13 protein-coding genes and 1 other RNA gene are annotated in these 13,286 nt (G+C 66.2%); 4 read left to right on the top strand and 10 right to left on the bottom strand.

Going from position 1 to position 13,286, the window contains the following annotated elements; genetic code table 11:
* Positions 1-14 precede the first annotated feature (14 nt).
* An RNA gene (rnpB, locus tag JI745_RS10010) (RNase P RNA component class A) lies at positions 15-343 on the bottom strand.
* 132 nt (positions 344-475) lie between these two features.
* On the opposite strand from rnpB, the gene JI745_RS10015 reads away from it, so the two are divergent.
* Positions 476-1,324 carry a helix-turn-helix transcriptional regulator gene (locus tag JI745_RS10015; RefSeq protein WP_201805833.1) on the top strand — a complete coding sequence of 283 codons (849 nt, stop codon included), beginning with the start codon at positions 476-478 and terminating at the stop codon, positions 1,322-1,324.
* 7 nt (positions 1,325-1,331) lie between these two features.
* Here the strand turns inward: JI745_RS10015 and JI745_RS10020 are convergent, their stop codons facing one another.
* Complete coding sequence (locus tag JI745_RS10020; protein ID WP_201805835.1) at positions 1,332-2,093, bottom strand: lipase secretion chaperone; 762 nt, start codon at positions 2,091-2,093, stop codon at positions 1,332-1,334.
* Positions 2,094-2,386: 293 nt separating this feature from the next.
* Between JI745_RS10020 and JI745_RS10025 the strand changes: the two genes are divergently transcribed.
* Positions 2,387-3,262, top strand: a complete 876-nt coding sequence (locus JI745_RS10025; protein WP_201805836.1) for a poly(ethylene terephthalate) hydrolase — start codon at positions 2,387-2,389, stop codon at positions 3,260-3,262.
* Positions 3,263-3,355: 93 nt separating this feature from the next.
* Here the strand turns inward: JI745_RS10025 and pyrC are convergent, their stop codons facing one another.
* Positions 3,356-4,417 (bottom strand): dihydroorotase, encoded by a 1,062-nt coding sequence (gene pyrC, locus JI745_RS10030; RefSeq protein WP_201805837.1) that lies wholly within the window; start codon positions 4,415-4,417, stop codon positions 3,356-3,358.
* A 66-nt stretch (positions 4,418-4,483) separates the two neighbouring features.
* Here pyrC and JI745_RS10035 point away from each other — a divergent pair, with 66 nt between their 5' ends.
* A complete protein-coding gene (locus tag JI745_RS10035) occupies positions 4,484-5,305 on the top strand; it encodes a helix-turn-helix transcriptional regulator (RefSeq protein ID WP_201805838.1) in 822 nt (273 codons plus the stop codon).
* 295 nt (positions 5,306-5,600) lie between these two features.
* Positions 5,601-6,470, top strand: a complete 870-nt coding sequence (locus JI745_RS10040; protein WP_201805840.1) for a poly(ethylene terephthalate) hydrolase — start codon at positions 5,601-5,603, stop codon at positions 6,468-6,470.
* An 89-nt stretch (positions 6,471-6,559) separates the two neighbouring features.
* Here the strand turns inward: JI745_RS10040 and JI745_RS10045 are convergent, their stop codons facing one another.
* From JI745_RS10045 to JI745_RS10075, 7 genes are all read right to left on the bottom strand, one after another.
* Positions 6,560-7,294 carry an amino acid ABC transporter ATP-binding protein gene (locus tag JI745_RS10045; protein ID WP_201805842.1) on the bottom strand — a complete coding sequence of 245 codons (735 nt, stop codon included), beginning with the start codon at positions 7,292-7,294 and terminating at the stop codon, positions 6,560-6,562.
* A gap of 12 nt (positions 7,295-7,306) precedes the next feature.
* Positions 7,307-7,978, bottom strand: a complete 672-nt coding sequence (locus tag JI745_RS10050) for an amino acid ABC transporter permease (RefSeq protein WP_201805844.1) — start codon at positions 7,976-7,978, stop codon at positions 7,307-7,309.
* Positions 7,975-8,685 (bottom strand): amino acid ABC transporter permease, encoded by a 711-nt coding sequence (locus JI745_RS10055; RefSeq protein ID WP_201805846.1) that lies wholly within the window; start codon positions 8,683-8,685, stop codon positions 7,975-7,977. The genes JI745_RS10050 and JI745_RS10055 overlap by 4 nt, the downstream gene beginning before the upstream one ends.
* A 147-nt stretch (positions 8,686-8,832) precedes the next feature.
* A complete protein-coding gene (locus tag JI745_RS10060) occupies positions 8,833-9,723 on the bottom strand; it encodes an amino acid ABC transporter substrate-binding protein (RefSeq protein WP_201805847.1) in 891 nt (296 codons plus the stop codon).
* A 110-nt stretch (positions 9,724-9,833) separates the two neighbouring features.
* Positions 9,834-10,751, bottom strand: a complete 918-nt coding sequence (locus JI745_RS10065) for an amino acid ABC transporter substrate-binding protein (RefSeq protein ID WP_201805848.1) — start codon at positions 10,749-10,751, stop codon at positions 9,834-9,836.
* Positions 10,752-10,805: 54 nt separating this feature from the next.
* Entirely contained in the window at positions 10,806-12,221 is a 1,416-nt protein-coding gene (locus JI745_RS10070; protein ID WP_201805849.1) for an aspartate ammonia-lyase, read from the bottom strand.
* Positions 12,222-12,350: 129 nt separating this feature from the next.
* A complete protein-coding gene (locus JI745_RS10075; protein ID WP_201805850.1) occupies positions 12,351-13,268 on the bottom strand; it encodes a LysR substrate-binding domain-containing protein in 918 nt (305 codons plus the stop codon).
* Between the last annotated feature and the right edge of the window lie 18 nt (positions 13,269-13,286).

Consider the following 13,286-nt stretch of genomic DNA (forward strand, 5'->3'; position numbering starts at 1 on the left):
ACTGCAGGTTAAAAGTGTGAAGCGGGCCGATAGGCCGGATTCTGTGCACCCGTCACTTCCGAAGAAGCGCCGAGCGTGACCGCCATTCCTCTGGGCCATGCATCGCTGCATGGCTCGATGCCACCTACCCGCCAGCTCCGCGGAGCCACATCAACGCTGGCCTATTTGGTGTTGCTGCGCGTAGAGATTGCCCGTTTCACCCGAACTGAATCGGCTCGTCTCTGTTGCTCTGATCCTCACCTCACGGTGGACAGCCGTTAGCTGCTACGCCGCCCTGTGCAGTCCGGACCTTCCTCCAGTGCCTCGTTTCCGAGATCGCACCAGCGGCGGTCTGGCCCGCTTCACGGGCGGCATTATCGACGGGCCGGGGTTTCCATGAGGCGGCATGGCAACTCGGTACAAGACGCCCCCTGAGGCGCGCACTATGGTCGGGCGCAGGCGTGCTGGGAGGAGCGCCTTCACACGAAAGGCGACCATGGCGCGTTCCGACTCTTCATTTCCCTCCGACACCGGGCTGCCCGTCGGCCAGGACCTGCTCGACAACTCCTACGTCCTGGGCCACCACGGTTTCATCTACACCAGCGTGCACCTCGCGAGTGGTTCCACCGTGCGCCACCCGGCCGTGGTGCTGCTGAGCATGGACGGCCGCCCGTTCCGCATCCCCATGCCCGACGGCCGCGTGCTCGAGGCCCCGGCCGCGATGGTGCCGCCCCGCGTAGAGCGCGGCCTCGACGCCGTCGGCGTCCCGCTGCTGAGCCTCAACATCATGCCGGCGCACGGGGCGTACCACGTGTTCCGCGCGATGCAGCACGGCGGTGTGCGCGAGCTCGACCGCCATTTGTTCAACGACCTCAACGACAGCTTCGCCGCGCTGGTGGAGGGCCGTGCCTCCATCGTCGAGGCCGAGCTGGTCTTCTCGCGTGTGGTCACCGAGGTGCAGCGTGTGCTGCCGCCCGCGCCGGCACCCGACCCGCGCGCGCTCGCGCTCATCCGCATGCTCGACGCCCACCCCGAGCTCAGCCTGGACGCGCTCGCGCGCAAGCTCGGCTATTCGCACCAGGTGATGTCGCGCATGTTCTCGTCGGCGGTCGGCATGTCGCTGCGCGACTACCAGAACTGGCTCAAGCAACGCCGCGTGTACGACGTGCTCTACACCCGCCGCTCGCTCACGCAGGTGGCCTACATCGCGGGCTTTGCCGATTCACCGCAGTTCACGCGCACCTTCCAGCGCTGGTACGGCGTGACGCCGTCGACGGCACGCGACCCGAAGAACGTGCGCGTGTTCATCCACGGCGGCAGCAACCAGCGGGCTGCGCCGACCTGAGGAAGCCTCAGGACGCGGGCTGCGCCGGCGGCTGCGACGCGAGGGTGCCGTCCGGCTGCGGGATCAGTGACTGCTGGTCGGGCGGCAGCTGCGCACGGATGGCGTCGAGCTGCTCCTTCTTCTGCTCGGGCGTGAGCGAAGCGTCCTGCACGATGAACGAGGCCGTCATCGTGGCGCGCGCATAGGCGTCGTAGGGGCCGAAGAGTGCGCTCGCGGTCGATTCGTCGAAATGGCGGCGGCGGATGCTCTCCATCTGGTCGAAGAAGGCATTGGCCTCCTGCAGGGTGCGCGGGATGCCCTGGGGCTGCATCTGCGTGGCGATGTCGCGGGTGTAGGCGCGGTAGTCGGTGAAGAGCTTCAGGGCCTTTTCGGCGTCTTCACGGGGCAGGCCCTGGCGCAGCGTGCGCTCGAGGCGCTGCAGGTCCTGGTCGGAGGGGTTCTCGGGCATCGAGTTCAGCACCGCCTCGATGGCGGAGCGGGTGTCGCGGTCGATCACGAGGCCGCCGGCAAAGCCCAGCTCGAAGAGGCGCGAGGCGTCGAGGTTGCCGAGGACGGCGTCGGAGACCGTCACGGTCTCCTCGCCAGGCCGCGGCGCGCCGCCCGATGCACCGGCCGCGCGTCCTCCCGCCACCGGCGGCGCGCCGGCCACCCCGGCAGCAGGCGCAGTGGAGACGTCGGCCGCCGGGGTCCAGTTGGCATAGACGATGGCTGCGACCACCAGGACGACACCGATGGTCAGCGCGATGGGAAAGGGCTTGAAGGCAGGCATGGGGCCAATGTTGCACGCACATCCAGAAGTTGACATCAGCATTGCCCCGCCCCAGATCGGGGCCAAACCCCGATCACCCTGCCCAAAAGCAAGATTTCCCAGGAGAAGCGGCACCAGACGCGCGCGTAGCACAAAAGGCGGGTCGCTGGATTGATGGAATGCGTACATCGCATGTTCGGATGAAAAAGGACGGACGTGCACCCAAGATGCGATCAGCCCGGCGTCACAAGTCGGCCGTGCCCTTGGGGCCGCCATGCAGCGGCCACCCCGGTTCCACCTACAAAGGAGACAACATGCAATTCAAAGCACGCACCTTGCGTCTGCTGCAAGCCGCCGCCCTGGGCGGCCTGATGGCCGTCTCGGCCGCCGCCACCGCACAGACCAACCCCTATGCCCGCGGCCCGAACCCGACCGATTCCCTGCTGGAAGCGAGCCGCGGCCCGTTCTCGATCAGCTCGTTCACCGTGAGCCGCCCGAGCGGCTACGGCGCCGGCACCGTCTACTACCCGACCAACGCCGGCGGCACCGTGGGCGCCATCGCCATCGTGCCGGGCTACACCGCACGCCAGTCGAGCATCAACTGGTGGGGCCCGCGCCTGGCCTCACACGGCTTCGTGGTCATCACCATCGACACCAACTCCACGCTCGACCAGCCGTCGAGCCGCTCGCGCCAGCAGATGGCCGCGCTGAGCCAGGTCGTGTCGCTCAGCCGCACCAGCACCAGCCCGATCTACAACAAGGTCGACGCGTCGCGCCTGGGCGTGATGGGCTGGTCGATGGGTGGCGGCGGCTCGCTGATCTCTGCACGCGACAACCCCTCCATCAAGGCCGCGGCACCGCAAGCCCCCTGGAACACCTCGAGCAACTTCTCCTCGATGACCGTGCCGACGCTGATCTTCGCGTGCGAGAACGACAGCATCGCGTCGACCAGCTCGCACGCATCGCCGATGTACAACAGCATGCGGCTCAACCCACGCCAGTACTTCGAGATCAACAACGGCTCGCACTCGTGCGCGAACAGCGGCAACAGCAACCAGGCGCTCATCGGCAAGCGCGGCGTGGCCTGGATGAAGCGCTTCATGGACAACGACACGCGCTACACCTCGTTCGCCTGCTCGAACCCGAACACGTTCTCCGTGTCGGAGTTCCGCACCGCGAACTGCAGCTGAGGACCCGAGCCCTCCGGGGCGTGATGCCTTGACGGCCGCGACTCGCAAGGGTCGCGGTCCTTTTGCGTTTCACGCGCCTGGCGCGCGGTCAGGTCAGGCCTGCTTCCAGGCGAGCGTTTCACCGCCGCGCAAGGGCTTGAGCTGGGCATCGCCGAAGGGCAAGGCCTCGGGCAAGGTCCAGGTCTCCTTCTTCAAGGTGACCGTGCCGCTGTTGCGAGGCAGGCCGTAGAAAGCCGGGCCATTGAAGCTCGCGAAGGCTTCCAGCTTGTCGAGGGCGCCTGCGGCATCGAAGGCTTCGGCATAGAGCTCGAGTGCACTCAGCGCCGTGTAGCAGCCGGCACAGCCGGTCGCGTGCTCCTTCAGGTGCGCCGGGTGCGGCGCGCTGTCGGTGCCGAGGAAGAAGCGGTCGCTGCCCGAGGTGGCGGCGGCCACGAGCGCGCGGCGGTGCTCTTCGCGCTTCAACACCGGGAGACAGTAATAGTGCGGACGCACACCCCCCAGGAAGATGGCGTTTCGGTTGTAGAGCAGGTGGTGCGCGGTGATGGTGGCCGCGGTGTGCGGGCCGGCTTCGGGCACGTACTGCGCCGCTTCGCGCGTGGTGATGTGCTCGAACACGATCTTCAACTCCGGGAAGTCGCGGCGCAGCGGGATGAGCTGCGTGTCGATGAAGGCCTTCTCGCGGTCGAAGAGGTCGATGTCGGGGCTGGTCACTTCGCCGTGCACGAGAAGCTTCAGGCCTTCACGCTGCATCGCCTCGAGCGTGGCGTAGGTCTTTCTGATGTCGGTGACGCCGGCATCGCTGTTGGTGGTGGCACCGGCGGGGTAGAGCTTGAGGGCGACCACGTCGGCGTCCTTGGCGCGGCGGATCTCGTCGGGCGGCAGGTTGTCGGTGAGGTAGAGCGTCATCAGCGGCTCGAAGCCCAGGCCCTGTTCTTTCAGCGAGGCAGGCACCGCGGCCAGGATGCGCTCGCGATAGGCCACCGCCTGCGCCGCGGTGGTCACCGGCGGCTTGAGGTTGGGCATGATGATCGCGCGGCCGAACTGGCGCGCGGTGTCCGGCACGACCGCCTGGAGGGCGGCGCCGTCGCGCACGTGGAGGTGCCAGTCGTCGGGCCGGGTGAGGGTGATCGAGAGGGAGGGTGCTGCGGAAGTCATGCGGAATTGTCACCCACCCCACCGTCGTCGGCCTCGGGGCGCCGCCGCTCGAGCTGAGGGCACGGCATGCGCACTGCGTCCTTCTCCATTCCGCATGCCGCCGCGCTCCGGCCGCGCGAGACCGCCTATGTGCTCGGCCACGACGGCTTCATCTACGCCGGACACGACCTCTCCAGCGGCGTGACCTCGCGCCACTCGGCCGCCATCCTCCTCAGCGCCGACCACCGTGCGGTGACGGTCACCTCGCCCGACGGCACGCGCTTCAGCGGGCCGGCGCTGCTCGTGCCACCGCTCGTGCCCCGCCGGCTCGACGCTGCCGGCGTGGCACTGCTGAGCATCAACGTGATGCCGTCGCACCGCGCTTTCCACGTCTTTGCTGCACGGCAGCACGCCGGCGTGCAGCCACTCCACCGCGAGCTCTACTTCGCGTGGGACGCAGATCTGCGGGGACTGGTGAAGGGCGAACTCGACCTGGACACTGCCGGCACGCTCTTCGAGCACCTGGTCGACCTCGCCTGCTCGCAACTGCCCCCGGCGCCCCCGCAGGACCCTGCGGCGGGCTTGCTGATCCAGCTGCTCGACGACAACCCCTGCTGCACGATCGACGAACTCGCCCGCAAGCTGGGGCGGCCACCGCGGGCGGTGTCGCGGCTGTTCCCGCTGGCGCTGGGCATGTCGGCGCGCGACTACCAGGGCTGGCTCCGGATGCGTCGCATGATGGAGCTGATGGACAGCGCGCGCTCGCTCACCGACGTCGCACTCGACGCGGGCTTTTCCGATTCGCCGCAGTTCTCGCGCACCTACCTGCGCTGGTACGGCCGCCCGCCATCGACGACACGCGACCCGTCGCGGGTGCGTGTGCTCGTGCGTCGGCCGCCCAAGCCTTGAGCGACAAAATCACTCAATTCCGGACGGTGATTCAAAAAACCATCAAGCGTAGACGGAAGCTGGCTTGCGAAGCGGGCTTGCAGATTTCGGGTATTCCCGCCTGCAAGTGCGGTTTTTCATAGGCAAATCAAGCACCTGGAGCAGCTAACACAAACCGCCAGTTTTGTCTTGATGCCGCGCTTGATGGAAACCGTCAATGCAAAAAATGCGTGGCCGTCCAAAAATCAAGGCGTCGCACTTCGAGGCGACGCCCACCCGCCCCCGCAGGCGGAGCATCACAAAACCGGAGACATCGATGTTTGGAACTACCCGTTTGATGAAGGCCGCGCTCGCGGTCACCGCCCTCGTGGCCGCCACCGCGGCTTCCGCCCAGACCAACCCCTTCCAGCGCGGCCCGGCCCCGACCGAAGCGACCCTCGAGGCCACCCGCGGCCCGATGGCCACGAGCCAGTTCACCGTCAGCCGCCCGAGCGGCTACCGTGCGGGCACGGTGTACTACCCCACCAATGCCGGCGGCACCGTCGGCGGCATCGTGGTGGTGCCGGGCTACACCGCCTACCAGTCCGACATCAACTGGTGGGGGCCGCGCCTGGCGTCGTGGGGCTTCATCGTCATGACGATCGACACCAACTCCACCCTGGACCAGCCGGCTTCGCGCTCACGCCAGCAGCTCGCCGCGCTCGACCAGCTCGCCACGCTGTCGCGCACCAGCAGCAGCCCGATCTACAACAAGCTCGACACCAACCGCATGGGCGTGATGGGCTGGTCGATGGGCGGTGGCGGCTCGCTGATCTCGACGGAGAACCGCCCGTCGCTCAAGGCCTCGATCCCGTTCGCGCCCTGGAACAGCACCGAGAACTTCTCGTCGGTGACCGTGCCCACGCTGATCATCGCCTGCCAGGACGACTCCATCGCGCCGGTCTATTCGCACGCCTCGCCGTTCTACAACAGCATGACGCGCAACCCGAAGCAGTTCCTGGAAGTGCGCGGCGAAGGCCACTACTGCGCCAACTCCAGCAACAGCGACAAGGACTTCCTGGGCAAGAAGGGCGTGGCGTGGATGAAGCGCTTCATGGACAACGACACCCGCTTCACTACCTTCGCCTGCACCAACCAGGAAAGCAGCCTGGACGTGTCGGACTTCCGCACCGCTCGCTGCTCGTGATGGGCTGAGCCACCTTGCGGCGCCAGTCGCCGCAACGAAAAAGGGCGCCACACCGTGGCGCCCTTTTTCTTTGGCCGGAGGCCTTTGGCTCAGTGCTGGAGGATCTTCGAGAGGAAGTCCTTGGCCCGCGGCGAGCGCGCCTCGGGGTTGCCGAAGAAGTCGGCCTTGGCGCAGTCTTCGACGATCTTGCCGGCGTCCATGAAGATCACGCGGTGGCTCACCTTCTTGGCGAAGCCCATTTCGTGCGTCACGCACATCATGGTCATGCCTTCGTGCGCGAGCTGCACCATCACGTCGAGCACCTCGCCCACCATCTCGGGGTCGAGCGCCGAAGTCGGCTCGTCGAAGAGCATCACGATCGGGTCCATGCTCAGCGCGCGCGCGATGGCCACACGCTGCTGCTGGCCGCCGGAGAGCTGGCCGGGGAACTTGTCCTTGTGCGCCATCAGGCCCACGCGGTCGAGCATCTTGAGGCCGCGGGTCTTGGCTTCGTCGGCACTGCGGCCCAGCACCTTGATCTGCGCCAGGGTGAGGTTCTCCGTCACGCTCAGGTGGGGGAAGAGCTCGAAGTGCTGGAACACCATGCCCACGCGTGAGCGCAGCTTGGGCAGGTTGGTCTTGGGGTCGGAGATGGAGATGCCGTCGACCACGATGTCGCCCTTCTGGAAGGGCTCGAGCGCGTTGACGGTCTTGATGAGGGTCGACTTGCCAGAGCCCGACGGGCCGCAGACCACGACCACTTCACCCTTCTGGATGCTGGTGGTGCAGTCGGTCAGCACCTGGAAGGAGCCGTACCACTTGGAGACGTTCTTGATGTCGATCATGATGGGATGACCTCAGCGGATGATCTGGATCTTCTTCTGCAGCCGGCGAACCAGCATGGACAGGCTGAAGCAGATGACGAAATAGACGACGGCGGCGACGAGGTAGGTCTCGACCGGCCGGTTGAAGTTCTTGCCCGCGACCTCGAAGCCCTTGAGCAGGTCGTAGGCGCCGATCGCGTACACGAGCGAGGTGTCCTGGAACAGGATGATGGTCTGCGTGAGCAGCACCGGCAGCATGTTGCGGAAGGCCTGCGGCAGCACGATGAGCTGCATGGTCTGGCGGTAGTTCATGCCCACCGCGTAGCCGGCATGCACCTGCCCGCGCGGCACGCTCTGGATGCCCGCCCGCATGATCTCGGAGTAGTAGGCCGCCTCGAACACCGTGAAGGTGATGATGGCCGACAGTTCCGCGCCCATGGGCCGACCGATCAGCAGCGGGATCAGCAGGAAGAACCACAGGATCACCATCACCAGCGGGATGGAGCGCAGCGTGTTGACATAGGCCGCGGCGGGGATCTCCAGCCACTTCTTGCCCGACAGGCGCATCAGCGCGAGCACGGTGCCGAGGATGATGCCGCCCACCATCGCGATCAGCGTGAGCTGGATCGAGTAGATGAAGCCCTTGACCACGAAACTGGAGATGACGCTCCAGTTGAGGAAGCTGAAATCGAGGGCGCTGATCATCTTCCAGCTCCCAGCGTGCCGGGGATCTGCACCTTGTGTTCGATGAAGAGCGCGATGCGGTTGATCGCGAACGCGGAGATGAAGTACAGGCCCGTCACGGCGAGGTAGACCTCCACACCGCGCGAGGTTTCTTCCTGCGCCTGCATCGCAAACATCGTCATCTCGGCCACGCTGACGGCGAAGGCCACCGACGAGTTCTTGATGATGTTCATGCTTTCGCTTGTGAGCGGCGGGATGACGATGCGAAACGCCATCGGCAGGATGACGTAGCGGTAGGTCTGCGGCAGCGTGAGGCCCATGGCGAGGCCGGCATAGCGCTGGCCCTTGGGCAGGGCCTGGATGCCGGCCTTCACCTGCTCGGACACCCGCGCCGAAGTGAAGAAGCCAAGCGCGAATACCACGAGGATGAAGCTCGGCACGTCACGCAGGCCGAGGAAGATGCCCGGGATCACGTGGTACCAGAGAAAGATCTGCACCAGCAGCGGAATGTTGCGGAAGAGCTCCGTCCAGGCTTCACCGAAGGTGGCCACGGCCTTGTTCGGCACCGTGCGCAGCACGCCGATCAGCGAGCCCACCACCAGCGCCACGACCAGCGCCAGCAGCGCCACCGAGAGCGTCCAGCCCCAGGCGGACATCAACCACTCGAGGTAGGTTCGCCCCCCTCCGTCATCTCGCAGGAAGACCTGCCAGTCCCATGTCTGCCCCACGGCGCGCTCCTCTTGTCATGTGCCGGGCCTGAGGGGCTTCGTGAGCCCCAAGGAAAAAGCGCGGCCGGTTTTGATGACCCGCGCCGCGCTCGGAATGTAAGCAAGCCCTGCGCCACTGGGCGCTAGGGCTCGCCCCGATGCGCCTTCTTACTTCTTGACGAAGTCTTCCATCGGTTTGTCGTTCGGGTTCGCCCAGGCGTCCTTGGTCGCCTGCGACAGCGCCAGGCCCACCTTGGTGTTGCTCGGCGGGATGGGCTGCATGAACCACTTGTCGTAGATCTTCGCGAGTTCGCCGCTCTTGATCATGCCCTTGATGCTGTCGTCGACCGCCTTCTTGAAGGCCGGGTCGTCCTTGCGCATCATGCAGGCGATCGGCTCGACCGACAGCACTTCGCCGACGATCTTGAAGTCGGCCGGGTTCTTCGCCTTGCTGATGTTGCCGGCGAGGATCTGGCCGTCCATCACGAAGGCATCGGCGCGGCCCGATTCGAGCAGCAGGAAGCTGTCGGCGTGGTCCTTGCCGAAGACTTCCTTGAAGTCGACGCCGGTGGCGCGCTCGTGCTTGCGCAGGGTCTGCACCGAGGTCGTGCCGGTCGTGGTGGCGATCGTCTTGCCGGTCAGGTCCTTGATGGAGTTGATGCCCGAGTTCGCCTTGGTGGCGATGCGCACTTCTTCCATGTAGGTCGTCACGGCGAAGGCGACGTCCTTCTGGCGCGTGGCGTTGTTGGTGGTGGAGCCGCACTCGAGGTCGACGGTGCCGTTCTGCACGAGCGGGATGCGGTTCTGCGAGGTGACGACCTGGAACTTCACGTCGAGCTTGGGCAGGGCGAGCTGCTTCTGCAGGTCGGCGGCGATGCGCTGGGCCATCTCGGTGTGGAAGCCGACGTACTTGCCGTCACCCAGGGTGTACGCGAGGGCACCCGAGGATTCACGAGCGCCCAGCGTGATCGAACCGCTGTCCTTGATCTTCTTGAGCGTGTCGGCCTGGGCCACGCCCATCGCGAGAACGGCAGCCAAAGCGAACATGGTCTTCTTCATAAAAACTCCTTCGGGGGTGTAGGAAGTGCAGTAACGAAATTCTAGGGAGGTGGGTTGTACGCGAAACCACGTACATGCCCTACGAAATCACGCGCGGCGGTGCACCTTCATCAATAAGGCACCTGGTCGGTGGGGTACTTCCAGAAGTCTTTCAGCAGGTAGTTCATCGGCAGGTTGAGCGAGGTGTTCATGGGAGCCACCGGCTTCATGAACCACTTGTCGAAGATCGCATGGGCCTCGCGGCTCTTGATGAGCTGCTTCATCTCATCATCGACGATCTTCTTGAACTCGGGGTCGTTCTTGGACAGCATGATGGCCAGCGGCTCGATGGTCAGGAACTTCCCCACCACCTTCAGCCGGGCCGGGTCGGGGCGCCCGGCGATCAGGCCGTAGAGCAGCACGTCGTCCATCGCGAAGCCGTCGGCCTCGCCCTTCTCCACCATGGCCACCGCCGCGGCGTGGTCCGGGGCTTCGACGAGCTTGATGCCGATCAGGCGCTCCTTGTTGGCCGCGTTGACGGCCTTCAGGGGCGTGGTGCCCTTGGTCGACACGAGGGTCTTGCCGCCGAAATTGGCGAGGTCGTCGATGGCGCTGTCGGCCCGGACCATGTAGCGCGCGCCGGTGATGTAGTGCGGCACGGTGAAGGCCACCTTCTCGCGCCGCTCGGCATTGTTGGTGGTCGAACCGCACTCCAGGTCGGCGCGCCCCTCGGCGATGGCGGCGATGCGGTTGGACGGCGTCACCAGCAGGTACTCGGGCTGCAGGCTGGCCAGACCGAGCTTCTTGCGCACGCCCTCGGCGATGCGAAGGCACAGCTCGACCGCGTAGCCCACGGGCTTCTTGTCGGGCAACACGTACGAGAAGGGCACCGACGACTCGCGGTGCGCGATGATGATCTTGCCCGTCTGCTTGATGCGATCGATCGAGGGGCCCTTGGGCGGGGCCTCGGCGGCGAGGGCGAAACCGCAAAGCGCCGTCCACACGGCAGCCCCGGTCAGCCAGGGGGAGAGAAAGGACCCAATGGTCATCGTGCGACTCCGAACAGGTGCAAAAGAAAAGAAGAGCGCAACCCTATGCACTGCTCATGCCATGAGGCGCACGGGACGGGTCAGCGTTTCCGGTACGAGCAACGCCTCCATGTCCGACTGCGTCATGATGTTCAGGTTCTCGGCCGTGGCGGCGATCGTGCCGCCCGTGGCGAGCGCCATCTTGGCGATCAGCGCCGCCTTCTCGTAGCCGATGATGGGATTGAGGGCGGTGACGAGCGTCACCGACTCGGCCACGCGGCGTGCCAGCAGCTCGGTGTTGGGCTGGATGCCTTGCACGCAATTCACCTGCAAGGTGCGACAGGCCTGGGTGAGGTGCTTCACGCTCTTGGCCAGCGCCCAGCCCATGATGGGCTCGAAGGCGTTGAGCTGCAGCTGCCCGGCCTCGCTTGCAATCGTGATGGTCACGTCGTTGCCGATGACTTCGAAGGCCACCTGGTTCATCACCTCGGGGATCACCGGGTTCACCTTGCCCGGCATGATCGACGAACCCGCCTGGCGCGGCGGCAGCCGGATGTCGCCGAAGCCCGCCTGCGGGCCCGACGACAGCAGCCGCAGGTCGTTGCAGATCTTCGAGAGCTTGCAGGCCACGCGCTTGAGCACGCCCGACAACTGCACGAACGCGCCGGTGTCCTGCGTGGCCTCGACGAGATTGGGCGACTTCACCACCGGCACGCCGGAGACTTCGGCCAGCAGGGCGATGACCTTTTCCGCATAACCCGCGGGCGCGTTGATGCCGGTGCCGATGGCCGTGGCGCCGAGGTTGACCTCGGTGATGAGGGCACGCGCCTCGCGCAGGCGCTGCTCGTCTTCCCCGATCATCACGGCGAAGGCCATGAACTCCTGGCCCAGCGTCATGGGCACGGCGTCCTGCAGCTGCGTGCGGCCGATCTTGAGGATGCCCGCGAACTCGTGCGCCTTGGCCTCGAATGCCAGGCGCAGGTCGGCCATGGCCGCCAGGAGTCGCCCGATGCCGAACCAGGCCGCCAGACGCAGCGCGGTGGGGTAGACGTCGTTGGTGCTCTGCGAAGCGTTGACGTGGTCGTTGGGGTGCAGCACGTCGTAGCGGCCGCGGGCATGGCCCAGGCGCTCGAGTGCGCGATTGGCGATCACCTCGTTGGCGTTCATGTTGGTGGAGGTGCCGGCACCGCCCTGGATCACGTCGACCACGAACTGCTCGTGCAGCTCGCCGTTCACCAGGTCGTCGCAGGCCTGCTCGATGGCCCGGGCGAGCCCGGCGTCGATCACGCCGAAGGAGAGGTTGGCCTGCGCCGACGCCCGCTTGACCAGGGCCAGCGCCACCACCAGGTCGGACCAGCCGCCCACCGTCTGGCCGCTGATGGGAAAGTTCTCGACGGCACGTGCGGTGTGCACGCCCCAGTAGGCCTCGGCGGGGATCAGCTTCTCGCCGAGGAAGTCGTGTTCGGTGCGGGTGGTGGGTGTGGGCTGCATGACGGCGCGGACTGTAGGGTCGCCCGTCACGCGCGGTCCAATGCTGAATGTCGAGGGGGTGCATGCGTTTGCTGCATGCGCCCCTAGGGTTTACCCAGAATGTCTCCGCGCCAAGCCCCGCTCAGGCGATCAGGCGGAATCCCGCAGGAAGTCCCACAAAGCCTGCGCGCCGGGCTTCAGGTGGCGCGACACTTCCGGCCGCTCGCGGTAAATGCGAACTTCCATGGAAAGCTCGCAGGCGCCTGGGGCCGAGGCCCGCACCAGGCGTTTGCTCTTGAGCTCTTTCTTCACCGAGCTGCCGGGCAGGAAGGCCAGGCCGTGGCCCTCCAGCGCCATGGCCTTCAAGCCCTCGGCCATGTCGGTCTCGTAGATGGGCTCGAGGTTGAGCGGCACCGAGGAAAGCTTCACGATCAGGTCGACCAGCCGCCCGAGGTAGGCCCCCGAGCCGTAGCTCAGGAACGGCACCCGGCTGCCCGGGGCAGTGGGAATGCGGAACAGCGGCAGGCCGTTGTCGTCGGCCTTTGCATAGGGCGCGATCGTCTCGTGGCCGAGGCTCAGCATCTCGTAGCGGTCGGGGCTGAGCTGTAGCGGCGCCGAGGGGTGGTGGTAGGCGATCAGCAGGTCGCAACTGCCTTCGGTGAGCAGCATCACCGCATCGTGCACGTTGAGCGCGATGAGCCGGCTCTTCACCGCGCCGAAGCGGTTGCGCAGGTCCATCACCCAGTGCGGGAAGAAGGTGAAGGCCAGCGAGTGCGGCACCGCGAACTCGATCATGTCCTGGCTGGCCACCTGGTGGCCGCGCATCATGTTGCGTGTGGCCTGCAGGCTGCCGAGGATCTCGAGCGCCTGCGAGTGGAAGGTCTCGCCGGCCGGCGTGAGCCGCGTCGGGTAGGAGGAACGGTCCACCAGATCGAGCCCCGCCCAGGCCTCCAGCGCCTGGATGCGCCGCGAGAAGGCCGGCTGCGTGACGTGCCGCAACTGGGCCGAACGAGAAAAGCTCCGGGTCTCAGCCAAGCTGACGAAGTCTTCGAGCCACTTGGTTTCCATGGTGTGTCTTGTGATCTC

The sequence above is a fragment of the Piscinibacter sp. HJYY11 genome (genome assembly GCF_016735515.1).
Taxonomy (GTDB): domain Bacteria; phylum Pseudomonadota; class Gammaproteobacteria; order Burkholderiales; family Burkholderiaceae_C; genus Rhizobacter.

Coding starts and splice junctions, on each gene's coding strand:
- JI745_RS10015 (WP_201805833.1), top strand. CDS start 476: ATGGCGCGTTCCGACTCTTCATTTCCCTCCGACACCGGGCTGCCCGTC.
- JI745_RS10020 (WP_201805835.1), bottom strand. CDS start 2,093: ATGCCTGCCTTCAAGCCCTTTCCCATCGCGCTGACCATCGGTGTCGTC.
- JI745_RS10025 (WP_201805836.1), top strand. CDS start 2,387: ATGCAATTCAAAGCACGCACCTTGCGTCTGCTGCAAGCCGCCGCCCTG.
- pyrC (WP_201805837.1), bottom strand. CDS start 4,417: ATGACTTCCGCAGCACCCTCCCTCTCGATCACCCTCACCCGGCCCGAC.
- JI745_RS10035 (WP_201805838.1), top strand. CDS start 4,484: ATGCGCACTGCGTCCTTCTCCATTCCGCATGCCGCCGCGCTCCGGCCG.
- JI745_RS10040 (WP_201805840.1), top strand. CDS start 5,601: ATGTTTGGAACTACCCGTTTGATGAAGGCCGCGCTCGCGGTCACCGCC.
- JI745_RS10045 (WP_201805842.1), bottom strand. CDS start 7,294: ATGATCGACATCAAGAACGTCTCCAAGTGGTACGGCTCCTTCCAGGTG.
- JI745_RS10050 (WP_201805844.1), bottom strand. CDS start 7,978: ATGATCAGCGCCCTCGATTTCAGCTTCCTCAACTGGAGCGTCATCTCC.
- JI745_RS10060 (WP_201805847.1), bottom strand. CDS start 9,723: ATGAAGAAGACCATGTTCGCTTTGGCTGCCGTTCTCGCGATGGGCGTG.
- JI745_RS10065 (WP_201805848.1), bottom strand. CDS start 10,751: ATGACCATTGGGTCCTTTCTCTCCCCCTGGCTGACCGGGGCTGCCGTG.
- JI745_RS10070 (WP_201805849.1), bottom strand. CDS start 12,221: ATGCAGCCCACACCCACCACCCGCACCGAACACGACTTCCTCGGCGAG.
- JI745_RS10075 (WP_201805850.1), bottom strand. CDS start 13,268: ATGGAAACCAAGTGGCTCGAAGACTTCGTCAGCTTGGCTGAGACCCGG.